Genomic DNA, 21,168 nt, shown 5'->3' with positions numbered 1-21,168 from the left:
ATGCCCGCTAAGCAGTTCGTCGTCAGCATCGCCTTGGCCGTCAGCGCGGCCGGTGCGTCCGGCCAATCGCTAAAAGCTACGACCGTCGTGACAGGACTGTCGTCTCCCATCGAGATCGTTCAAGACCCGATCCGTCGCAACGTCCAGTACATCGTCGAACAAGGCGGTGTCATCAAAGTCCGCATCGACGGTGTCGTCCGAACGATGCCGCTGATCGATGTTTCCGGCTCGATCGTTTCCGGCGGAGAGCAAGGGCTTTTGGGGATGGCCGTACCGGCCGGCTTCGCGAACGGCTACTTCTACGTCAACTGCACCCGACCGGGGCCACGTATGCAGGTCGATCGGTACACGGTGACGCAAGGCGATCCGTACGTCGCAGACCCTGCCACCCGACGCACCGTGATCGCGACCGCACGGACGAACGACAATCATAACGGCGGCAAGATCGCCTTCGGGCCGGACGGCATGCTGTACATCGGCATAGGTGACGGCGGTGGCTCGGGCGATCCGGAAGGTAACGGTCAAAACCCGTCGACCCTCCTGGGAAAGATGGTCCGGATCGATCCTCGCACCGACGACTTTCCGACCGATCCCGAACGGAGCTACCACGTTCCTGCCGACAACCCGTTCGTCGATAACGACCCCGTCGTAGCGCGAAAGGAGATTTGGTCGTTCGGACTGCGGAACCCCTTCAAGTTCAACTTTGACGATCCGAACCTTGCCGGTAACGGTGCACTCGTGATCGGGGACGTCGGGCAAGGCGCTTGGGAGGAACTGGACTACGAACCCTATGTCCGTGGTGCCGGCAGCAGTGGCGGGGCGAACTACGGGTGGGGCCGCTTCGAAGGGTTCGCACAGTTCTCAGACCGAGCTCTCGCGTATAGTCCTGATACGAAGCCGGCATACGTCTACGACCACGGGAAGGGCGAAACGGTGATCGGTGGCCGCGTGTACCGCGGACTCCAATTGGGCCCGGACGCGTTCGGCCGCTACTTCTTCGCAGACTACATTACGCGCAGACTCTGGTCGCTGAGGTTCTATTTCGACGCGAACGTCGGTCGATGGCGGGCACTGGACCTTCGCGAGCACACGGCCGAAGTGGGCTCTGACGTCATCGGAGGAATCGTCTCGATCGATGTCGACTCCTATGGCGAACTCTTCCTCGTCGACCTCAACGGCAAGGTGTCCAGCCTGACACGGACCGATTCGACCTGGATCAAAGACCTGACCGTCCAGGACGGCAAGATCAAGAGCGGTGCCTTAAGGAACCTCATCGGGATCGACGATAAAGACCTGGTGCTCTCGACGAAAGCAGGACTGCCTGCGACGTCGACGATGACCGTCGTCGGTCAGACGAACCGCAGTTCTTCGTCCTTCTTCGACTTCGATGCCGTCGGCAGGCTCTCTAACGGCAGCAAGGGACTCCTCCGCATGTACGCCCGACGCTGGACGGACGGCGCGTATGTCCAAGTGCGAGCAGAGAACATGGACAGTACACAACGACGGTTTCGGGTGACCGGACTCCCGGCCGCGACCTATGTCAGGGCTTCGGACGGCCGGGTCGAAATCAGGCTCGGCGTCCAAGTGACGCAAAGCGTCGCCACGTCCACGGTCGCTTGGAACCAGGTCCTGATGTCCGCTCGTTAAGCCCTGTTCAGACAAAGACGGCCCCGGCAGAATCGCCGGGGCCGTCTTTTGTCCGGTCTGGACAAGCGCTAGTTTTTAACCAGCATCTTCTCTTTTTCGCTACCACCGCCGGACCGTTTGCTGAAGACGATCTTCTCCTCGTCGCCTTCTTTGCCTTCGGCGACGTCGGCGACGATCGTGTCCCCATGTTGGAAGACGTTGAGCAGCAGCTCTTCGCTGAGCGGGTCTTCGATGTACCGTTGGACGGCACGGCGAAGAGGACGCGCGCCGAGGTTCGGGTCGTAACCCTTCTCCACGAGCAAGTCCTTGACCTTGTCGCTCAGTTCGATCGTCAGACCGAGTTCGGCGGCTTGGCGGTTGACCCGAGTCAGATAGAGGTCCGCGATTTCGAGGATCTCCTCCTTCTTCAGGTGCTGGAACACGATGACTTCGTCGACACGGTTCAGGAACTCCGGCCGGAAGAGCTTTTTCATCTCGTCCAGCATCTTCGCCTTCATCGTCTCGTACGTCCGCGGATCGTTCAAGTCCATCTTCGTGTCGCGGAAACCGAGGCCCTTTTCGAGCTCGATCGGCCGGACGCCGACGTTCGACGTCATGACGATGATCGTGTTCCGGAAGTCGACGGTCCGGCCCTGACTGTCCGTCAGTTGCCCGTCCTCCATCACCTGGAGGAGCAGGTTGAAGACTTCAGGGTGGGCCTTCTCGATCTCGTCGAGGAGGACGACGCAGTACGGGTTGCGGCGCACCTGTTCGGTGAGCTGACCGCCTTCGTCATAGCCGACGTAACCCGGGGGCGCGCCGACCAACCGACTGATCGCGAACCGCTCCATGTACTCCGACATGTCGATCCTGACGATGTTCGATTCCTTTTCGTACAGGTATTCGGCCAGAGCCTTCGCCAGTTCGGTCTTACCGACACCGGTGGGGCCGAGGAACATGAAGCTGGCGATCGGCCGCTTCGGATCCTTTAGACCGCTACGGGCTCGGCGGATGGCACGGGCCACAGCGCCGACGGCGTCGTTCTGGCCGATGATCCGGTTGTGGAGGTCGGCCTCCATGCGCAGGAGCTTCTGGCTCTCGGCCTCGACCAGCCTGGTGACGGGGATGCCCGTCCAGCTCTGGACGATCGAAGCGATCTGGTCTTCGCCGACGACAGCCTTTGGCTTTTCTTCAGCGCTCCACGCCTCTTCCCTTCCTGCGATGCTGTCTTCCAGTTCGTCGACTTCGGACTCGAGCTTGACGGTCGACTCCGCGTCCGGCTCGTGCCGTTTCGCGTGGTCGAGTTCGGCCTTCAGCTTGTTGAGCTTGACCTTGTCCGCTCTGACGTCGGCGGGCGGCAGGCTTTGCTGCAACCGCACACGGGACGCGGCCTCGTCGATCAGGTCGATCGCCTTGTCCGGCAACGTGCGGTCGGTGATGTAGCGCTGACTGAGCTGCACCGCGGCCGAGATCGCCTCATCGGTGATCTCCACATCGTGGTGCGCTTCATAGCGCTCCCGCAAGCCCATCAGAATGTCGACCGCCTCCTCCTCGTTCGGTTCACGGACCTTGACGGCCTGGAACCGGCGTTCGAGGGCGGCGTCCCGCTCGATGTACTTGCGGAACTCGTCCTGGGTCGTGGCGCCGATGCACTGCAGCTCGCCACGGGCCAAGGCCGGTTTCATGATGTTACTGGCATCGATCGCGCCTTCAGCGGCGCCGGCGCCGACAAGAGTGTGAAGCTCGTCGATGAAGAGGATCACTTGGCCCTCGGCTCTCCGGACCTCCTCCATGACTTTTTTCATGCGCTCTTCGAACTCTCCACGGTACTTGGTACCGGCTACGAGCCCAGCGAGGTCGAGGGCGACCAACCGCTTGTTCTTCAGCAGGTCGGGGATGTCGCCGCTCACGATGCGGAGGGCCAATCCTTCTGCGATGGCCGTCTTTCCGACACCGGGTTCGCCGATGAGGCACGGGTTGTTCTTCGTCCGGCGGGTCAAGATTTGCATCACCCGCTCGATCTCTTGTTGGCGGCCGACGACCGGGTCGAGCTTGCCCTCGCGGGCGAGGTCCGTCAGGTCGCGACCGAATTCGTCTAGGGTCTGGGTCTTGACCTGCGACCCGTTCGTCCCGGCGCGGGAAGCCGAGCGGGTCTGGGTCTCGTTGTCCTGGAGCGCCATCACCTCGCGGCGGGCCTTCTCCAGTTCGACGCCCAGCTTGCCAAGGACACGGCCGGCAAGGCCGTCGCCTTCGCGGATCAGGCCGAGCAACAGGTGCTCCGTCCCGATGTAGTTGTTGTTGAGGTTTCGGGCCTCGTCGTAGGCCAGATCGATGACACGCTTGGCGCGGGGCGTCAGAGTCATGTCCTGACTCTGGCGGGCTTCCCCGCGAGGCAACTGCTTTTCGATCTCGGCGCGGATGCGGGCCAGGCTCACGCCTAGCCTTTCGAGCACTCGTGCGGCGACGGAATCCGACTCCCGCACCAAGCCCAACAGAAGGTGCTCGGTACTGACGTATCCTTCGCCGAACTTCTGGGCCTCTTCTTGCGCGAAGAAGACCACTTTTCTCGCACGCTCAGTAAAGCGCTGCCACATGTTCTCTTAGTCGTTCCTTTTGCTCTGCACTTCCGCTGCTTCGAACGGCCCTTGTCCGGATCTGTCCGGTCTCGGGACGCCGCCCGCGCGGTCGCCTCGGCTGTCCTGGTGGTACCCGAGGGCCCAGCAGACGTGCTGGGCATCCCGAATCTCCACAATTGGGTAGACGCTTTTCGCGTCCGACCAGTGCCCTGGCCGGGCCCGAGTCCCCAGCTTTCGTCCTACTCTTAGAACATCGGTTCCGGAGACGAGAAAACTGACGGCCGGGAGCCCCTACTTGTTCCTTTCCACGAAATTGCCGGCCAAAGGACGCAGTGCGCGCCCCGTCAACGGAGTTCGCCAGAGGAGAACGCGTCGACTCCCGAGTCTTGAAGGACGAACCTCGGCACGTCGCCCGGACCGAAGTTGGCTTCGACCAACGGTCGGACGAGTTGCTCCGTCATGACCGTCTCCGCAAGTTCCCGCCGGATCGCGTTCACTTGAAGAAGCAGGATCTGGAGGTGCACTTTGCCGAGCGCCAGAGAGCCGACCCGTCGGCCCTCGTCCGTCGTCAGCGTCTGGCCCAGGACCGCCCGCGCGATCTCCCGGTTATGGAACTCGATCGCCTCCTGGAATCCGGTCGATGGCTCCTTGCCGCCACCGAGCAGGGACACTTCGATCTCGCTGGGGAACGTCACGGCCGTGTTGTTCTGCACGTCCTGCAACGCCCGGAGAAGGCTCGCTTGCTCGTCCGAGGGCAGCCCCCGTTCGAACCTTCCCAAGACGGTGGGCATGGCGAACTTCTCTAGGTGCAGCTTCCACGCCGCAAGCAGCCCTTGCTTGGCTTGCCAGTGCCGGTAGGCCGCGTCCAAGTCGCTCCGCCCCTTCGGCTGGGCATAGTTCCGCCGGTTCATGTAGACCAGGAACCGGGACGGGTCGAGCGACGTCTCCCCTTCGCCAGGCAGTCTCAACGTGAGTCCTTCGATCCGGCCGAACCTGTCGACCTTGAGCCCGAACAGAGACGGGTCCTTGGGCCGCACGGTCTCGATCCAGATCCGGCCCCCGTCTAACCGGTACACCGTCTCTTGCACCGACCATCCTTTGGCGAACGCGTCCATCGCATTGCGGAGGACGTCGAGCGGCGAACCCTCCATCCGGGCGAACGCCTCTTCGACGAACCGACAGACGCGTCGCGCTCTTTCATGGTCTCCGGACGGCTCCAACGTGAACCCTCCCGAGACGACGGCCAGCCGTTTGAGCGTGAGCACCGTCTGGACCATCGAGTCCTTCTGCATCTCGTCGTAGGTCTCGTACCCGAGGAGCCCGAAGCGGGATCCGGGGATGGAGAAGGCGTTGCGCTCGAAACGCGTGAGCTGGGGCGCGGTCTCTTCAGTCTGGGAACGGTGGCGGTTGAAGATTCGGAACATAGGTTTAGACAGGATTGCGGTTCGGTCAAGGGGCGAACGGTCGAGGGCCGCCGACGCGGATCGCGGCACGATAGACGGTGTCGAGTTGGCTGGCGGCTAGGGCCAAAGCGACGACCATGTCGTCGTGATAGCCCCCTCGCGCTTCGAGCCGGGTGCCCCCGTTCTGCGTCGGCCGAGCTTCGAAGTGCTCGAGTTCGCGCAGCAGTTGAGGGTCGGGGGCCATCTTGAGGCCGCCTCGTTCGATGAGCCAGGCCAGCCCTTCGATCAACCCCGCTTTGACGGACGGCGTGAAGGTCACGCCGTCGATGAACGACCGCGGCATCGACCGTTGCAGCATCTCAAGGACAGGGTCGCCTGAACCTGTGGCGTCGCATAGCACCCGGGCAGGCGTGAACGCTTCGAGGACCGCACCGACCCGGCGGACGATCTCGCTCCAAGAGGTGCAGTTCAGCCGTTCGAGGTGCAAGAGCGAAGCCTCTTCGCGGTCGCCCGCGAGGACCGCCACCGCCGTAAAGTCCGTATACCGGGCCCAATCGACGCCGATCACGTACGGCGGCCCGCGTCGCGGAACTTTGGGGACCAGGCACGATTCGACCGCTTCGGCCTTAAAGACCTGGCCCGCCGATTCCATGAACTGAGCGCCGTACTCGATGTCGAAGGCACGGCTGCTGATCAGTTCGCGCTGGATCTCCAGGAACGACCGGGATACGAACGGCGATTCCGACGAAGGCGCGGTGCGGCTCCAAACACCGTGCTCCCCGCGTTGCCCCATGTCGTAGAACCGCCAGAAGTGGTTCTTGCCGTGAGGGGTGCTGACCAGCGTCAGGTACCCGTCGGACGTGGCCAGCATCGGCATCGCGACCTCCGTGATCACCGATTCGGGAAGGTAGGCAGCTTCGTCGACGATGATGTGGGTGGCCTCGTGCCCCCTCAGGGCTCGTGGGAGGTGGCCCGAGCGGGCCATGACGGTATGGGTGCCGAAACGCAACCGGGGGTACGGGGAGCGCTTGATCTGGACCGCTCCGTCATCGGTAGACCGGTCGAGCCTTTGAGCGCTCCGGCCGCCCCCATCGCCTGCCTCGGACTCCCCGATCGCCCGCAGGAGTTCGACCGCACGGTCGAAGAGCAGGGCGGCTTGGTCTCCGGTCGGGGCCAGGACGAGGTGCTTCGTGGGGTAAGGACGGTGCAACGCGTGGACGATCTGGACCGCGCACGCGTCGGTCTTGCCCCAGCGCCGTCCACAGGCCAAGACCTTGAACTTCGCCGGGTGGAGAAGGAACTCCCTTTGACCCGGGTGCGGCTTCCAAACGCGCCGGATTTTCGCTAAGAAGCGTTGCACGAACCGATAGGCCGGACAAAAGAGGGTTTGTCAACCTTTTGGAGAAGCCTTGAAGCGTGGCGGTCGGAGGGCACCTGAGGCTCTATAGGTCGGCGCGACTCGGCGAATCGAAGGACTCCGGACCCAAATGGGCCAAAGACGACTTACAATATCGTCCATGGCAACCCTTGCGACATCGCGCTATCTGGAATTCGTCACGACGTGGTTCGACCGCGTGTGGAAAGACCAGGACACCGACGCCATCGCGGAAATGTTCGTCGAAGACGGGCCGGCCTATGGTCTGGGAGGCAGGGCCTTGGTCGGCCCAGAGGGCTTCCTCACGTTCCACAAAGCCATGCTCGAGCTGCTCAGCGACGTCGACGTCACTGTGGACCACATCATCGAACAGGACGACTGGTTCTCCTACATCGGCACGTTCAAAGGCAAATGCCGTCGGACGGGCCGTGACGTCTCCATGCACGGTGGAGCGATGTGCAGGATCGTCGACGGCAAGATGTTAGAGGCGTACAACACGTGGGATTTCTTGGCTCTGTACGAAGGTCTTGGCCTCGTTCCCGAAGGGGCGTTCGAACGCGGGCTCTCGGGCCGACCGCTCTGCGAAAGATGACCCCGGGTCGGACCGGCTCCCTCTGTAGCGGCGGGGAGGCAAGAACCCGCCGCTGCGCCGCACATTGTAGGAAACGACCCGAACGACCGACAGTCTTAAGAGAAGCGTGCGCAGACTTGTCCTCTTCTCGACCCTGCTCACAGCAGCCTCGATCATCAGCGGCAGTGCTTCGGCCGAGACGGGCCGCTGGCAGCTCGGAAACCCTTCGCTGATCATAGACCTGCCCGGTGAGCCGACCGGAGGCGGGGTCTCTTGGCACGAAGGACTTGGCGTACTGCCGACGTCATGGTCGAGCGAGTCGGCCGACCTGCGTGTCGAAGTTTCCGAACAATACGGCGACCCGTCTCCCGAAAAAGCCGCTGAGACTCTCGCCGGAAAACTTGGAGGCTCGGTTTCGGGAGGGAAGGCGGGTCAGGTGTCGGGACAGCCCTCTTCTACGTTTCAGATCGGAAAGGCCTGGGGCCTGACCATTGCGGCAGAAGGTCGCGTCTGGTCGGTCCTCGCTTCGCCGAAGACTGCGGCGGGAGCGACGATGGCCTCAAGCGTCCTAGGTTCGGTCGTCCTCGAACAATGGGGGACGCCGCGTTGGGTCCGTCGATGTCTCGGCAAGACGCGACTGAACGCCGAACTCCCTTACGAACTCGCGGCCGAAAACGGCGGTCGGCCAGGCGGTTTCGAACTTCACTTTAGCGACTTTGTCGTGACGGCTTCGGTCTCCGAAGCTGATGAGGGCCATACGATCGACTTTGACGGTACGGTCAAACAGGCTCCTGCCCTTGAAAAGGCCCGGACGGGCACGACGGACTTCACCTCGAAGACGGAGAAGGTCGAAAGGGACGGGTTCAGGGCGTTCGTCGTGACGATGACCTTTCACCGCGGCTCGAAGTCTTACGTCCTCACCGAACTCTTCACGATGGACGAAGGCCGGTTGCTTCGGGTCAACATGACCGGACGGCAAGGCAACGCCGAACACGAAGCGTGGGCCGCACGTGTCTTGGACACCCTCAAAGTTTCGAGCGTCGACCTAGCGTCGTTCGCTCCCCGAAGCCTCGGTAACGAAGGCGTTTGGTTCGATGCGCCCCGACCCTTTTCCGGCCCGACGGCCTCAGGTTCGACCCGCACTTACGCTGTCGATTTCGGCGCCTTCGGTTGCGACGTGCGCGTCGTCGATACGGGCGGAAACGACCAAGACCTCGATCAATTGATGGACTTCGCCGAAGCACGTTTCAAGCCGAAAGACGATGTCAAAGACTATTCGTCGGACGTGACCCGTAAGTTCGTCGACGGCGTCGAGGCCCGAGTGCTTCGCGTTCAGTACAAACGCAAGGGCCGCGGCGACTTCGAGGTCCGTAGTGCCATTGCGCTGGGCCTTCCCGACAGGCTCGTCCTGCTCGAAGTCGTTGCGAACGAAGCACAGGCTCCCTACATCGACCGTGTGATCGGAACGGCCCGCGTCGAGATCCCGGCTCCGTCGGGTTGGAAGCGACGTTCGTTCGGTTCGAGCGGGTTCAGCTACATGTTCGGCAAGGATCATGAGACCCCGGAATCCTCGGACAACTTTGGCGCGAAGACGCTCTCCACGATTCTCGATGGTGAAGGCATCCTTGCCGAAATCCATGAGATGACGTTCGAAGGAGCACCACCCATGGCCGGGATCCTCGTCAACCAAGTGTTCCAGCGCGTGAAGTCTTTGCTCAAGGTCGAGGGGAAAATCGCCGAGCAACGGCCCTACGGCTTTGGAGCCAGGACCGGGGTGTACGCCACTCTGGAATTCGAACACCCCCAAGCCGGCAAGGTGAAGATCGACCTGATCGTCGTCAGAAGGGGCAGCGTCGCACACGCCGTCATGATCCTCCCGACACCCGGCGACGCCCTTGCGCGCGTCAGCCGCGCCGCATTGATCAACTCACTTCGATAGGAACCGCACAAATGAACGTACGCACCCGGACCATGACCGTCGCTTTGGGACTGTTCGCCCTGGCCACGACCGCCTTCACACAGGACAAAGACTGGACGACACTGACGAGCAAGGACGGCTCGTTCTCCGCCAGCTTCCCGCCTGCATGGGTCCTGGGTGACTCGGACGACCCCGACTATCGCAGGTCGGTCGAGAAGTTCAAGCAGGACAATCCCAAGATCGCGGCAAAAATGTCGGCGAACACGAACGACAAACAGATCCTGCTCGCCTACGATACGGGCAACGTCACACCAGAAGGTTGGATCGACGTGGTCAACGTCATGAAGCAACCGCACGGCGGACTCACGACCAAAATGTACGAGGACGTGTACCGCGAAGTCGCGAAGAACATGCAGACCAAAGGCAAGCTCGACCACAAAGTGGTCGACGGCCCGTCAGGAAAGGCTCTGACCTACTGGGGAACGATCGTCGCAAAAGTTGGAGAAGCCGAAAACGCCGAACTCGACCTCTACGGAGTCTTGTTCCTCAAAGGCGACCACGTCTACATCGTGACGTTCATGGCCAAGGGCGGAGAACTGAAATCGAAGCGCCCCGTCTGGGACAAAGTCGTCAAGACCATCAAGTCCCGATAAAACGGAGTCGTACGGTCAAAGGGCCGGAGGGCACTGACCGTAAGGTCAGGCGTCCGGCCCTGGAGACAGGAGAGGATCCGTTTACTGGACGCCGCCGTCCTTCTTCTTCTCGAACTCGAAGGCCTCGCCCAGCGACTCCTTCCACTTCTTCTGCTGCTCCTCCGTCAGTTCGACCCTGATCTTGGCCTCGACGCCCTTCTTCATCTCCTCCATCTTCTTCCGGTCGACCGAGACCTCTTCGTTACCGTTCGAATGTTGGTTCATGAAGAAATCGGTCAGTTCCGTCCGGTACTCCTCGAAGATTTTCGACAGTTTCTTCTTCTGCTCGTCCGTGACCGAGAATTCGGCGGCGGTCTTCTCCTCGGACAGGGCGACGAGGCCGTTCTGTTGTCGCCATAGCTGCGCGAAGCGGACTCTCTGCTTTTCGTCAAGGACCGCGAGGACGTCTTTGTCCAGATCGGTCATGTCCATGTCTCCGCGCAAGACGACCATGACTTTGTCGCCGTCGCGCTGGACGATGTCCTCGAGCACTTTGTCGATCTTAGAGGTCTGCTCGGACGAGACCTTGAGGTGCTCCTTGACCAAAGGGTTGGTCATGAGGACGAACTTCGGTTGCGTCAAAGGGAATTCGAACTGCGCCCGCGCCGTCAACGCCGACAGCAACAGGACGAGGGTGGTGAGAGACTTCATCGTGCGGGTCATAGGTGACTCCAACGCCGCCTACTACTTCCCACAGGGCCCGATCTGTTCCGGACGTCGTCCCCTTTCCGGGAAGTCCGCACGAACGGTCAAGCCGTCTGTTCCAGATATCGGGCCAAAAGCCGGACGCCGAACCCGGTCGGTCCGGCCGTGAACGGGCCCTTGTCCGCGTCGGTCTGGGCGACGCCCGCGATGTCGATGTGCGCCCACGACGTTCCGTCGGGTACGAACTTCGACAAAAACGTCGCGCCCATGACAGGGTGGGCGCCGCGGCTGGCAGCCGAGTTCACGACGTCGGCTACAGGAGACTTCAGGTACGACTCGTATTCCTTGTCGAGAGGCAACCGCCACAAACGCTCCCCCGTCGCCGCTCCGGCTTCGGAAAGGGCCCCAGCGAGGGCGTCGTCGTTCGAAAAGAGGCCCGCGAACACGCCGCCCAGCGCCACGACCACACCCCCGGTCAGGGTCGCAAGGTCGATGACGCACCGGGGGGTCTCGCAATCCGCCGCCCAACAAAGGCCGTCCGCGAGGACGAGCCTTCCCTCCGCGTCCGTATTGGTGACCTCGACCGTGACCCCGTTCCGAAACGTCAGGACGTCGTCGTTTCGGAAAGCGTCCGGCCCGATCGAGTTCTCCGCCGCGACCAGGATCCCGACGACCGGAAACGACGGTCTCAAGACCGTCGCGACGGCGTGCATCGCCCCAAGGACGGCGCACCCGCCCGCCTTGTCGCCTTTCATGCCCTTCATGCCTTCCCGCGACTTGATCGCCAGACCGCCCGTGTCGTACGTCACCGTCTTGCCGAGCAACACCACAGGCTCGCCGCCCATCGTCCCTTCAGGCTGATAGGCGATCCGGATGAAGCAAGGCTTGTTGGCCGACGCCTTTCCCACGTTGATCAGTCCGGCTAGCCGCTCGGTACGGAGTTCTTCGCCGTCCAAGACGCGGACGTCGAGGCCTTGGTCCGCAAGCCGGACCGCCTGGGCGGACATCCACTCGGGAGTGGCCACGTTCGGCGGTGTCGCGGTCAATGTCCGTGCCCAATTGGTCGACGCGGCCAAAGCCAAACCCCGCTCGAGCTCCCGGTCGAAGTCACCGTCGTCGGCCCAGACGGCAAGGTCGACGGCATCGCGCCTTTCGCTCCCAGAACCTAAGAACTCGTCCATCGTCCAAGACAGCAGACCGAAGGCTTCGCCGATAGCCTGGTGAAGACCGGCACCGCGGATTTCCGTCGAATCGATCGACACCGCTCGGACTTTCATCGCCGCAATGCGCCTTGCTGCGGACGAAAACGCCTTAAGGAGCGCGTCAGGACGGTCGTCCGGCGCATCTCCCAGGCCCAGAACGAGTTCGCGCGGAGAACCGTGAGGGAACGACTCGACGGTCTGTCCTGCGTCACCCTGAAACTCGGCTCTGGCGACGGCTTCGACAGACTCCGAAGGCCAGGTCGCGGGAGCTTCCGATCCCTTCCGGACAAAGCGGACGACCAGGTCGGAGACGGCTTCACGTCGCACGGAAACGGAGCGGAACATCGATCCATTTTGCCTGGAGAAACCCGAGGGCCGCTGTGCCAGTAGAATCTGCCAGGAATGACCGGAGTCCAGGCGTTAGTCCGATTCCTCAAGGAAAACCCGGGGACGCACGACGCCGACGGCTTAGCCGAGCGGTTCAAGGTCGGTCGCAACCTTGTCCTTACGGCGATGGGTCAGGTCCACCGGGACGTCGGCGCATCCACGACGCCGAAGACGGCCGGTTTCGGCGGTTCCGTCGTCGCCCTGTGGATGAAGGCGACTTCGAAGCCGCTCGTCTGGCTGCTCACCTGCAACGGACTCGGCCTTGCAGCGATGTTAGCGGGCGAATCGCTCTCCGCCGAAGTCCTGGCCCGCGTCGGCTTGACACCGCTTTTCAACGGGATCCTCTTCATCGCGGCGATGTTCCTCGGCCCCGTCGTCCAGATCGTCGGCGTCATGCGCCACGGCAGCATGAAGTCCGTGTTCCAAGGCGTCGGGCTCTATGCGGCGTCCATTTCGATCCTGGCCTTGATGCCGGGAGACAAGGGAAAGCTCGGACTGCTCCTTGCAGCTTTCGTGATGTGCGTCATGTACGTCGTTTTCGCCGCGCCCGCCGTGCTGGCTTGCGCCTACTTCAAGGTCCAGAAGGAACGCAAAGCCGTCGAAAAAATGACCCGCCAGCAGTTGCTCGAACGGCTGTTCGCGGTCCGCAAAGCCCTTGAAGACCCGCAGGAACCGGCGGTCAAAGGCTCGTTTTTCGAGACGCCGTTCGTCCTTTGGGCCGAGCGTTACCGGTTCGTCTTGGCGTTCGTCGTCTCGTTCGCCGTGTCGTGCGGTTCGTCCGTCGCACTCCTGTCCATGGATCCCGGCCGAAAGCTCATCATCGTGGGGCGGGCCCCGCAACAGGACGTCCAGGCGTACGCCCTTCCGCTGATCGTCTCGTTCGTCCTGGTCATGGTCGGAAACGTCGGACAGTTCGCGTTCGGGGCCCTGTGCAGAAAGCCGTTGGCGACGATCGGGCTCGCAGCGATCCATATCGTCGCGAACGGCCTGGTCATGTTCCTCCCGTTCGCCTATATCACGTCCTCCGACTTCCTTGCCTTACCCGTCCAAAGGTACATCCTTGGCTACGTCATGATCGTCCTACTTTCGTTCGCGGGTTTCGCGTTCCGGTCCGTCGCCGAGCACCGCGTCCGTGCACGGCTTCGGCGCGCCAACGATCCCGACGCCCTCATGGCCGAACTGCTCGAACTCGAATGGCGGCTGACGCCGCGGTCGTCCCGCGTCACCGTCCTCGCCGTCGACGTGGCCGGCAGTACGCGCATGAAACAAGGCAAGGACCCGCTCGTCGCCGAATGGAGCTTCCGCGCCTACCAAGACTGGATCGAAAGCACCTGCGCTCCGCACGGAGGGGTCGTCCATTCCACCGCCGGCGACGGGGCGATCTTGGGATTTCCCGAACCCGTCGCGGCCATGAACGCGGCGAAGTCCCTGCTTGCGGGCCTTCCCACTTTCAACTCCGAAGTCAACCGTTTGGACGAACCGTTCGCCCTCCGCATCGGCATCCACCAAGGCGACGTCCAAGGCGACCTCGGAGACGTCCAGTTCACGCGCGTCATCGACGTCGCGGCGCACCTCGAATCACTCGCCCCCGTCGGAGGCTTTGCCGTCTCTGAGACCGTCATCGGGGAACTCCCGGCGGCGGAGTTCACACTCTCGGCGGCGACCACCGACGGTCACCAGGTCTACGCCTGGACCGGAGCCTGACCTTCGAGGGCGGCCCGGGACAACAGGTCGAGGTGGTACACGTCGTGGCCCAGAAGGAAGACGCACTGGTCGTGGACCGTGACGGCCCCGCGGAACGGACAGCTGATGTGCCGGTCGAGCGCCTCGTCGTCCAGGTTTTCGATGAACGCGCACACGTCCTCCCGCAGCCGTTCGAAGCGACGGAGTTCGTCTTCGACGTCTTTCGACAAGTAACCGTTCTTCCGGGCCAACTCCATGGCGTCGGGGACGTCGATCACCGCCCCCGGCTCTGCGATCGAGAGCCGGATCCAATCAAGGACGATCTGTTCGTTGTCGGCCATGTGGCAGACCAGTTCGCGCGCGCCGAAGCCTTCCGGACTGACGGGCGCGTCCCTTCGGCCTTCTGCGACCAGCGCGACCACGTTCCGCAACGCCGGAGCCGTATGGCGGGCCAAGTCGGCGAAGATCTTTCGTGTCACATCAGGCTTTTACCCCTGACGGACGTCGACCGCGAGGTCAGCGCGGAGGAACGGCCCCGCCGGGTACGCCCCGCATGAACTGGCCGAACCCCTTCTTCATCAGGTCTGCCATCATCTGCGCCCTCTCCAGGAAGTCCTTCGGCAACTGGTCCTTCGTCACTTCCGCAGCGTCCTTGGGCATCGTGTCCTCCTGAAGGTAATGGATCTGCCGCACGCCCTGCACGAGATTGATCGAAAACGTCAACTCTTCCCGCGAACCGACTTTGAACTTCGTCGCCTTCGGGAACATCGAGGCGAACTCGGCTCCGTTCGGCATGTCCGAGAACGACCACAGCATGCCCAAGTCCTCCGGTCCAAGGCCGTTCAAGAACTTCGCGAAGAATCCCTTCGTGTCCGTCGGTGCGACGTACGACGACTGCGCCGAACGGACCGTCAAAGTCGCGTTACCAGGGAGGCCGTTCGGCATGAACTCGGTCGGCTCGTGACGGAAGTCTTCGATCTGGCCGTCGCCGCGCATCCCCATGCCCATGCCGACGAACAGACCGCGCGGCCGGTTCGGATCGGTCGGGGACGTCGTAAAGTCGGCGCCTGTCCCATAGACCATTTTCCGTACTTGGGCCGATACAGGCCCGCCCATGGCTCCGATCGAAACGGGCTGGCCCTGCTTCAGGCTTTGTCGCGTGCCGGGGGACAGCAGCCCATAGAGCCGGAGCATGTCCCACGACGCCTGGTACGTCATGACGATCCGGAACGCTCCGGGACAGACGAAGAACACGCCCGGCATCGCCGCCGGCGATTCGACCAACGGCTCGTTTTTCGCCGCATAGTCCGCGATCATGTCCAGAGTCGGGACGTCGCGGCCCGCGCATTTGGCCAGGAACTGGGCCAGCGCGACCCGGTCTAACCGGTGGGCGCGGCTTTTCGCGGGCGCGTCCGGTCGGACGACGATCCATCCCGTCGCCGCTTCCCACTTGGTCTCACGCTCGAGTCCTTCCTTGATCGCGGCCAAGGTGCCTTCGCCCATCGGCGTCATTCCCGTCTCGGCGATCTCGTCAGGGACGCAGGCGGCGAGGTTGGCCTTTTTCGCGGTCGCGATCGCCAAGATCTGTTGACCGGCGATGTACGACAGCGGCTCGTACTCGTCGGGGCGCGCCAGTTTGGCCCTCAACGCGTCGCTCACGTCCTTGGGCTCCCCGCCGCCCATCGGGTTCATCGACTTGATCAGTTCGACGACCTCGTCCGAGGGTTTGAACGGCACGTTCAGGTCGGGGTCGACCGGCTTGGCCGGGGGCTCCTTCGTGTCCTGGACGCTCGAGGACGCCGGAACGGCTTCCATGTAGTCCCAGCCGCCGAGCGACATCTGCTGGGTCGCCAAGCACTTTCCTGACGGGTCGAACAACCTGTATCCGACCTGCACGGAGTCGCCGCGCGAAGAATCGGACCGCTCGACCACGAGCAGGACTTTGGCGACCGCCGTCTGGATCTTGCCCGGCTGTTTCGGCTCCTCGTAGCCGAGCTGCTTCATCAGGTCCATCGCCTGCTTTCGGTCGGCGTCGGTCATTCCGCCCTCGTCGACCGGTCCGGTCTCGACGCCGCCCGTGTTGCCGTAAACGTCGTTATGGAACTTCACGTACTCCGCGATCGCTTGGTCGAGACCCTGCGGCCGGATCGCTCGCTGCATCGCCGTCGGGTTCGTCGAGAAGACCGTCCGCTCGCCAGGTTTCAGCGAGCTGATGTCCGAAAGCCGGATCGCCGAGACGAGCCGGGCCAGCAGTTTGTGCCCGGCGCTCGCTTCATAGGACTCCTCTTCGACCTCCTCCCCGTCGACGACCCTCTTCTCCGGCTTCTTCGGAGGTTCGAGGGCCTTGGCCATCGATTGGAGGCCCTTCTTCAAGCTTTCGATGTACGCGCTCTCGTCCGCCCGCTGTTCGTCGCGGCGCTGGTTCTCGTCCGCGACCAAGAGCTCCGTGCCGTCCGTCTGCGTCTCCCACTTTCCGCTGACGGCCCGGGCCAGCTTCTCTTTGACCTCGCCGAGAGCCGCGTTCTCGAACCGCAGGACGACGATGTCCGGAGCGGTCTGGGGCGCGGCCTTCCAGTTCACGCCGGCAGACTTCGAAATCGACTCCAACGCCTTGGCCACCGTCGTCCCCGCCGTCTCGAAGGTGAGCGGCTTGGGAGCGTCTTGCCGAGTGGAAAGCGTCAGGAGCGAGGCGAGTACGAGGGTGGCGTTCACGGCTTTCCTTACGATACACCGGGTCGGCGGTCCGGGTTCGGATTTTTGTAAACTTTGGGCATGCCGCTCGCCGCCCTGACCCTCGTTCTTCTCACTCAGGACGCAAAGGCACGGCCCGCCTATGCTCCGACGTCTTCCTATAAGGTCGAAAGCGTCGAGGGCTTCACGGTCCGCATCAGCAAGGAAGCTCTCGCCGCGAAAGACGAGCTAGCCCCCGCCATGGCGCTCCTCAGACTTCGCTTCGAGGAGATCGTCCGTCGCGTCCCCGCTCCCGCCCTCGTCACGCTCCGCAAGATCCCGATCTGGGTGGAGCGCGACGATCCCCAGTTCCCTTGCATGTGCTACCACCCTGACGCCGGTTGGCTCAAAGACCACGGCCTCAACCCCGACAAGGCCAAAGGGGTCGAACTCGCGAACCTCAAGTCGTTCGTCGCCTGGTCGATCGACCAACCCCTCATGGTCCTCCACGAATACGCCCACGGCTACCACGACCTCTCGTTCGGGTTCGACGGGGCCGTCGTCGCCGACGCCTTCAAAGCCGCGATGGACGCCAAGCTCTACGACGAGGTCGTCTACTACCGCGGCCAGAAGAAGAAAGCCTACGCCGCGACGAACCCCATGGAGTACTTCGCCGAACTCAGCGAAGCCCTCTTCGGCTACAACGACTTCTTCCCCTTCACGCGCCCCGAACTCGAGAAGCACGACCCCGTCGGCTACGCGATGGTGAAGAAAGCCTGGGGCGTCAGCGACTGACGCCTTCGTACTGAAACAGCATCCGGACCGGCACCGCGCTCCCGACCGGGAACTTCTCGCCGAAGAAGCCCCACGTCACCGCCCCGTCCGTGCTCTCCGGGTCGAGGATGCAGTGGACGAGCGCCGCGTCACGGTTGTCGCACGGCACGACGACGTCGCCCGGATCGAGCAACACGTCCGTCTGTCGCCGTTCGACGTCCAACCGGATCAGCTTGTGCTTTTGGAACGGTTGCGCGTCCTGGTGGAACGTCGTCACAAAAGCGACCGCGCCCTTCACCGACTCCGATTTCGCCACCGTCCGCGTCCGCACGCCTTGGAGCCGCAACAACTCGATCACTTTCCGCGCCGAACCCGGAACGACGTACGCGAGCGGCAACCGCACCGACCGTGTCGCCACGAACCGGTCGAGGACGGGCAGCTTCACCTGCTCCAAGTCCTTCGGCACGCCCCGCTTCGGCGACGCGCTCTTCTTCTCCAGCCACACCGGCTCCGTGCCCCGCGAAGCGAAGTCGAACCGAACGCCCAGTTCCTTCCGCGTCCGGATCGTCCAGTTCCGGTCCGCGGCCCGCTGCATCGCCTGGATCTTCGCCGAATCCTTCAACGCTTGGTCGACGACCGCCGTCACGAACTTCTCCGTCGCCTCCACACGCTCCTTGAAAGGCAGATAGACGAGCGCCTCGCTGAGGACGCCGATGCAGTTGCGCAGGCCCGCCGCGTTCGTCGAATACCGTCCGTCCGGGGCGACCGAATACCACGCCCGCCGACCCGCGACCGTCTCGTCGTTGCCATAGTCGAACGTCCGCAGCCCTTGCGACTCCAGCTTCGCCTTCACCTTCGGCATCAGGCTGTCGCGCGCATAGAGGTAGATGTCCTTGTCCGTGTTCGGGTTGAGCGGCGGCGACCAGGTCAGCGGATAGCCGTGCCGGGTGCCGTCGGTCGTGTGCAGGTCCATGAAGACGTGCGGCCGCCAGGGGTTCCAGACCGACTTCAGGGCCGCCTGCATCTCCGGGCTCTCCGCCTTGATGTAGTCCCGGTTCAGGTCGAGTCCCTGCCCGTTCGCGCGCTGCCCCACCAGTTCCGGCCCGTTCTGCCCCGGCCGGTTGCGCGATTGGGGCGCGAACTCCTCGTTCCCGTCGATGTTGTAAATCGGGTTGATCAGGAGCACGGCCTTGTCGAGCACGCCGTTCTTCTCCTGGCACCACTTGCGCAGCAGGTGAAGGATCGCCTCCTTCCCTTCGACCTCGCCCGCGTGGATGTTCGCCTGGATGTGGACGATCAGCTTGCCCGCCTCCCGCGCCGATTCTGGACTGACGAGGCGCGGCCGGCTCGCGATGACGAGCAACTGGTCGCGGCCCTTCGTGGTCTTGCCGGTCCGCTTGATGGTGATCGGCGCGCCCTTCGCCTTGAGCCCGTCGAGGAACGCGACGACGTCCTCATAGTGGCTCGTCTCCTGGTAGCCGGTCCTCTCCGCCCGGGTCTGCGGCCACGCACCGGCCTGCACGGCGAGCAAGGCGAGCATCGTTGTCATGGAGGCCAGGTTTACCCGTCCGGCCGCAGGGATTACTTTCGTGCGTGCTTTTCTTTCAGGGTGCGTGGCCGGGGTGATGTCTTGTGCACCCCGGTTCCGCAGGAACATGTCCTTTTGAGACTGTCCTGCCCTCATGGCGACCGCGGGCGCGTGGCCGGGGTGATGTCTCGCGGCGCGTGGCCGGGGTGATGTCTCGTGCACCCCGGCCACGCGCCCATAATCCTCCCGGATGCTTGTCACACACTACTCGAGTCGGGCAACCCTCAGGATCGGCTGGGAGTTCACATGCGACCATTGCGGCTCGCTGTACTGGTATGGCGACACATACCAAGTCACAGGTCGTGACTCCTCGGCAATAGTGCCAAGCAAAACCGCAGCAAGGCACGCATTCTATCAGATGAAGCACCTGCTCGCCTGTGCCATCGAGCGGAGAAGCGAAGCTATCAAGTGCCCTGAATGTGGCAGGATTTCGGATGCCGCCATTCGGAACTTACGTCGAAGGTATGTCCACTCTTACTCTTTTCCAGGCTATGTGGCTGGCATTGTTGGTCTCTGCGTGGCGCTAGGGAATCGCCCCGGAGTGCCCGGGGTTAGTTCCGAAAACTTCTTTTGGATCGGCGTCGTGGGTCTTGCTGCCGGGCTAGTGTGGATTTCCTTGGTCTCCTTTCTTTCCCAAAGCCCCGGTGTCGTTGAGCACAGGCTCCGCCGATTACTTAGGCAAGGCCTGAACACGAAGGAAGCGATCAAAGAGCCTGTCGACCTTTGGGCGGTAAGTATTGACGGGGTGGCGATGGCGCTCCTAGCAGAAAAGGCAGAACCCTTGCCGCCCAAAACAGCGATTGACCTTCTCCTCGGAGAAGAGCCGAGGTGACCAGGGTAAGAGCGACGATTCGTACGCTATTGTCCTGGCGGGGTGGCCCGGTCGGCACCTCGCCGTGACAAGCTTCCCGAACGCGTGCGCCCCGTTGCAGACCGGGCACGTGGCGCGTGGCCGGGGTGATGTCTCGTGCACCCCGGTCCGGAACGGACAACTTCAGCCCTTGTACCGGTCGACCTTGAACGGTCCGTCGGAAAGGCCTTGGTAGAACCCGGCGCTCGACCATTCGTAGTCCCAGGGAAGCTTGGAGATCCCCGCGACCACGGGGTTGTCGTGGATGGTGTCGATCGTCTTGGCCAGCAGACCGCGTGAGACAAGGTTGCGGTCGTAGCCGCCGCCCGCCTGCCAAAGCCGGTGCTTCTGCGACGCCTCGTTCCACAGCCTAGGCAGGCGCGGGTCGCTTTCGAACCGCAAGAGGCTGAGGATGCGGGCCGAGACCGGCTGCTTGACGGCGCGGAGGATCTCCGAGACGTCGTAGTCGCGCTCCGTGGGCCAGATCAGGACGTGCGCGTGGTCGGGCATCGGGACGTACGCCCAGACCTCGAACTTGAGATTTTTCCGCTCGCGGTCCAGGACGTCGAGGAACAGCCCGCAGAAGCGGGGTTCGGTGAAGACCTTGGTCCGGCGATAGGTCGAGAACGTCAGCCCGTGCGCCTCTCCAGGAGTGTTGAAGACTCTACGCCGCAATTCTGGGATGCTACCGTGACGACGTGTCCTTCGGACCGGGGTGCACGAGACATCACCCCGGCCAAGCGCCATCATGGTCGGCCCTTGAGTAGCCACTGTTCAATGAGCTGGTACGCGATGCCGTCGTCCGATCGAAGGGGAGCAATAGTGTCTGTCATTGGGATCCGTTGCCATTTCTTGGGGTTCGTCACATAGTCTGCGTAGAACGCAGTGTTCCTGATCAACCTCAAGTGGCGGAACCAAACGCCATGGGCCTCACGCGCGTTGGGAACGTACGCATAGTCGCTGGCAATTTCGACGAGCGCGAACGGGTGATGGTGCGCTTGGATGAGAACATGGTCACCTACCGACATTTCGTTCTCAAACAGTCGGTAGTCTTTCTGGCTCTCGTCAATTGCGTGATGGGATCTGCGTAGATCTCCTACGTCAGTTCGGAAATCAAGCCCGATCAGGCCACGGGTCAGACAAGTCGCAGCGTGGAGCACCGACCTGTTCGCATCATCGGGGTGAAGCTGCATCCGCCAATAAGCCAT

At 62.9% G+C, this 21,168-nt stretch carries 17 protein-coding genes; 7 read left to right on the top strand and 10 right to left on the bottom strand.

All coding sequences use genetic code 11. The annotated features are described in order from the left end of the window. Complete coding sequence (locus JST30_07515) at positions 1–1,647, top strand: PQQ-dependent sugar dehydrogenase (GenBank protein MBS1714171.1); 1,647 nt, start codon at positions 1–3, stop codon at positions 1,645–1,647. Positions 1,648–1,715: 68 nt separating this feature from the next. Here the strand turns inward: JST30_07515 and JST30_07510 are convergent, their stop codons facing one another. From JST30_07510 to JST30_07500, 3 genes are all read right to left on the bottom strand, one after another. After that, positions 1,716–4,220, bottom strand: a complete 2,505-nt coding sequence (locus JST30_07510; GenBank protein MBS1714170.1) for an ATP-dependent Clp protease ATP-binding subunit — start codon at positions 4,218–4,220, stop codon at positions 1,716–1,718. A 326-nt stretch (positions 4,221–4,546) separates the two neighbouring features. Beyond that, positions 4,547–5,626, bottom strand: a complete 1,080-nt coding sequence (locus tag JST30_07505) for a DUF935 family protein (GenBank protein ID MBS1714169.1) — start codon at positions 5,624–5,626, stop codon at positions 4,547–4,549. A gap of 25 nt (positions 5,627–5,651) precedes the next feature. Then, the gene (locus JST30_07500) at positions 5,652–6,965 is read right to left on the bottom strand and encodes a hypothetical protein (protein ID MBS1714168.1); all 1,314 of its coding nucleotides are present in this window, start codon (positions 6,963–6,965) and stop codon (positions 5,652–5,654) included. 157 nt (positions 6,966–7,122) lie between these two features. On the opposite strand from JST30_07500, the gene JST30_07495 reads away from it, so the two are divergent. The 3 genes from JST30_07495 to JST30_07485 all read left to right on the top strand — a co-directional run bounded on the left by JST30_07495 (position 7,123) and on the right by JST30_07485 (position 10,122). Beyond that, positions 7,123–7,572, top strand: coding sequence for an ester cyclase (locus JST30_07495; GenBank protein MBS1714167.1), 450 nt, complete (start codon positions 7,123–7,125; stop codon positions 7,570–7,572). Between the two features lie 106 nt (positions 7,573–7,678). After that, positions 7,679–9,490 (top strand): hypothetical protein, encoded by a 1,812-nt coding sequence (locus tag JST30_07490; protein ID MBS1714166.1) that lies wholly within the window; start codon positions 7,679–7,681, stop codon positions 9,488–9,490. 11 nt (positions 9,491–9,501) lie between these two features. Further along, positions 9,502–10,122 carry a hypothetical protein gene (locus JST30_07485; GenBank protein MBS1714165.1) on the top strand — a complete coding sequence of 207 codons (621 nt, stop codon included), beginning with the start codon at positions 9,502–9,504 and terminating at the stop codon, positions 10,120–10,122. Positions 10,123–10,203: 81 nt separating this feature from the next. Here JST30_07485 and JST30_07480 read toward each other — a convergent pair whose 3' ends face one another. Both JST30_07480 and JST30_07475 read right to left on the bottom strand, forming a co-directional pair. Then, positions 10,204–10,824: a hypothetical protein gene (locus tag JST30_07480; protein MBS1714164.1), complete on the bottom strand. Its 621-nt coding sequence runs from the start codon at positions 10,822–10,824 to the stop codon at positions 10,204–10,206. A gap of 86 nt (positions 10,825–10,910) precedes the next feature. Next, positions 10,911–12,353 carry a leucyl aminopeptidase family protein gene (locus tag JST30_07475; protein ID MBS1714163.1) on the bottom strand — a complete coding sequence of 481 codons (1,443 nt, stop codon included), beginning with the start codon at positions 12,351–12,353 and terminating at the stop codon, positions 10,911–10,913. Positions 12,354–12,410: 57 nt separating this feature from the next. Between JST30_07475 and JST30_07470 the strand changes: the two genes are divergently transcribed. Further along, positions 12,411–14,099, top strand: coding sequence for an adenylate/guanylate cyclase domain-containing protein (locus JST30_07470; protein ID MBS1714162.1), 1,689 nt, complete (start codon positions 12,411–12,413; stop codon positions 14,097–14,099). On the opposite strand, the gene JST30_07465 is transcribed toward JST30_07470, so the two are convergent. Then, entirely contained in the window at positions 14,078–14,557 is a 480-nt protein-coding gene (locus JST30_07465; GenBank protein MBS1714161.1) for a DinB family protein, read from the bottom strand. The two genes, JST30_07470 and JST30_07465, sit on opposite strands and share 22 nt — an antisense overlap. 37 nt (positions 14,558–14,594) lie before the next feature. Further along, positions 14,595–16,790 carry a hypothetical protein gene (locus JST30_07460; GenBank protein MBS1714160.1) on the bottom strand — a complete coding sequence of 732 codons (2,196 nt, stop codon included), beginning with the start codon at positions 16,788–16,790 and terminating at the stop codon, positions 14,595–14,597. A gap of 60 nt (positions 16,791–16,850) precedes the next feature. Here JST30_07460 and JST30_07455 point away from each other — a divergent pair, with 60 nt between their 5' ends. After that, the gene (locus tag JST30_07455) at positions 16,851–17,543 is read left to right on the top strand and encodes a hypothetical protein (GenBank protein ID MBS1714159.1); all 693 of its coding nucleotides are present in this window, start codon (positions 16,851–16,853) and stop codon (positions 17,541–17,543) included. On the opposite strand, the gene JST30_07450 is transcribed toward JST30_07455, so the two are convergent. Continuing rightward, the gene (locus JST30_07450) at positions 17,533–19,071 is read right to left on the bottom strand and encodes a M14 family metallopeptidase (protein ID MBS1714158.1); all 1,539 of its coding nucleotides are present in this window, start codon (positions 19,069–19,071) and stop codon (positions 17,533–17,535) included. The two genes, JST30_07455 and JST30_07450, sit on opposite strands and share 11 nt — an antisense overlap. A gap of 229 nt (positions 19,072–19,300) precedes the next feature. On the opposite strand from JST30_07450, the gene JST30_07445 reads away from it, so the two are divergent. Then, positions 19,301–19,942: a hypothetical protein gene (locus JST30_07445; GenBank protein MBS1714157.1), complete on the top strand. Its 642-nt coding sequence runs from the start codon at positions 19,301–19,303 to the stop codon at positions 19,940–19,942. Between the two features lie 162 nt (positions 19,943–20,104). Here JST30_07445 and JST30_07440 read toward each other — a convergent pair whose 3' ends face one another. Beyond that, positions 20,105–20,635, bottom strand: a complete 531-nt coding sequence (locus tag JST30_07440) for a transposase (protein ID MBS1714156.1) — start codon at positions 20,633–20,635, stop codon at positions 20,105–20,107. A 71-nt stretch (positions 20,636–20,706) separates the two neighbouring features. Next, positions 20,707–21,168 carry a hypothetical protein gene (locus JST30_07435; protein ID MBS1714155.1) on the bottom strand — a complete coding sequence of 154 codons (462 nt, stop codon included), beginning with the start codon at positions 21,166–21,168 and terminating at the stop codon, positions 20,707–20,709.

This window comes from Armatimonadota bacterium (genome assembly GCA_018268395.1).
In the GTDB taxonomy this organism is placed as follows: domain Bacteria; phylum Armatimonadota; class Fimbriimonadia; order Fimbriimonadales; family Fimbriimonadaceae; genus JAEURO01.
The sequence above is the reverse complement of the archived record's forward strand: the minus strand, read 5'-3'. Positions and strand labels throughout refer to the sequence as shown.

What these genes read in the sequence shown, in the direction of transcription:
- JST30_07515 (MBS1714171.1), top strand. Translation starts at nt 1, where the DNA reads ATGCCCGCTAAGCAGTTCGTCGTCAGCATCGCCTTGGCCGTCAGCGCG.
- JST30_07510 (MBS1714170.1), bottom strand. Translation starts at nt 4,220, where the DNA reads ATGTGGCAGCGCTTTACTGAGCGTGCGAGAAAAGTGGTCTTCTTCGCG.
- JST30_07505 (MBS1714169.1), bottom strand. Translation starts at nt 5,626, where the DNA reads ATGTTCCGAATCTTCAACCGCCACCGTTCCCAGACTGAAGAGACCGCG.
- JST30_07495 (MBS1714167.1), top strand. Translation starts at nt 7,123, where the DNA reads ATGGCAACCCTTGCGACATCGCGCTATCTGGAATTCGTCACGACGTGG.
- JST30_07485 (MBS1714165.1), top strand. Translation starts at nt 9,502, where the DNA reads ATGAACGTACGCACCCGGACCATGACCGTCGCTTTGGGACTGTTCGCC.
- JST30_07480 (MBS1714164.1), bottom strand. Translation starts at nt 10,824, where the DNA reads ATGACCCGCACGATGAAGTCTCTCACCACCCTCGTCCTGTTGCTGTCG.
- JST30_07475 (MBS1714163.1), bottom strand. Translation starts at nt 12,353, where the DNA reads ATGTTCCGCTCCGTTTCCGTGCGACGTGAAGCCGTCTCCGACCTGGTC.
- JST30_07470 (MBS1714162.1), top strand. Translation starts at nt 12,411, where the DNA reads ATGACCGGAGTCCAGGCGTTAGTCCGATTCCTCAAGGAAAACCCGGGG.
- JST30_07455 (MBS1714159.1), top strand. Translation starts at nt 16,851, where the DNA reads ATGCCGCTCGCCGCCCTGACCCTCGTTCTTCTCACTCAGGACGCAAAG.
- JST30_07450 (MBS1714158.1), bottom strand. Translation starts at nt 19,071, where the DNA reads ATGACAACGATGCTCGCCTTGCTCGCCGTGCAGGCCGGTGCGTGGCCG.
- JST30_07445 (MBS1714157.1), top strand. Translation starts at nt 19,301, where the DNA reads ATGCTTGTCACACACTACTCGAGTCGGGCAACCCTCAGGATCGGCTGG.
- JST30_07435 (MBS1714155.1), bottom strand. Translation starts at nt 21,168, where the DNA reads ATGGCTTATTGGCGGATGCAGCTTCACCCCGATGATGCGAACAGGTCG.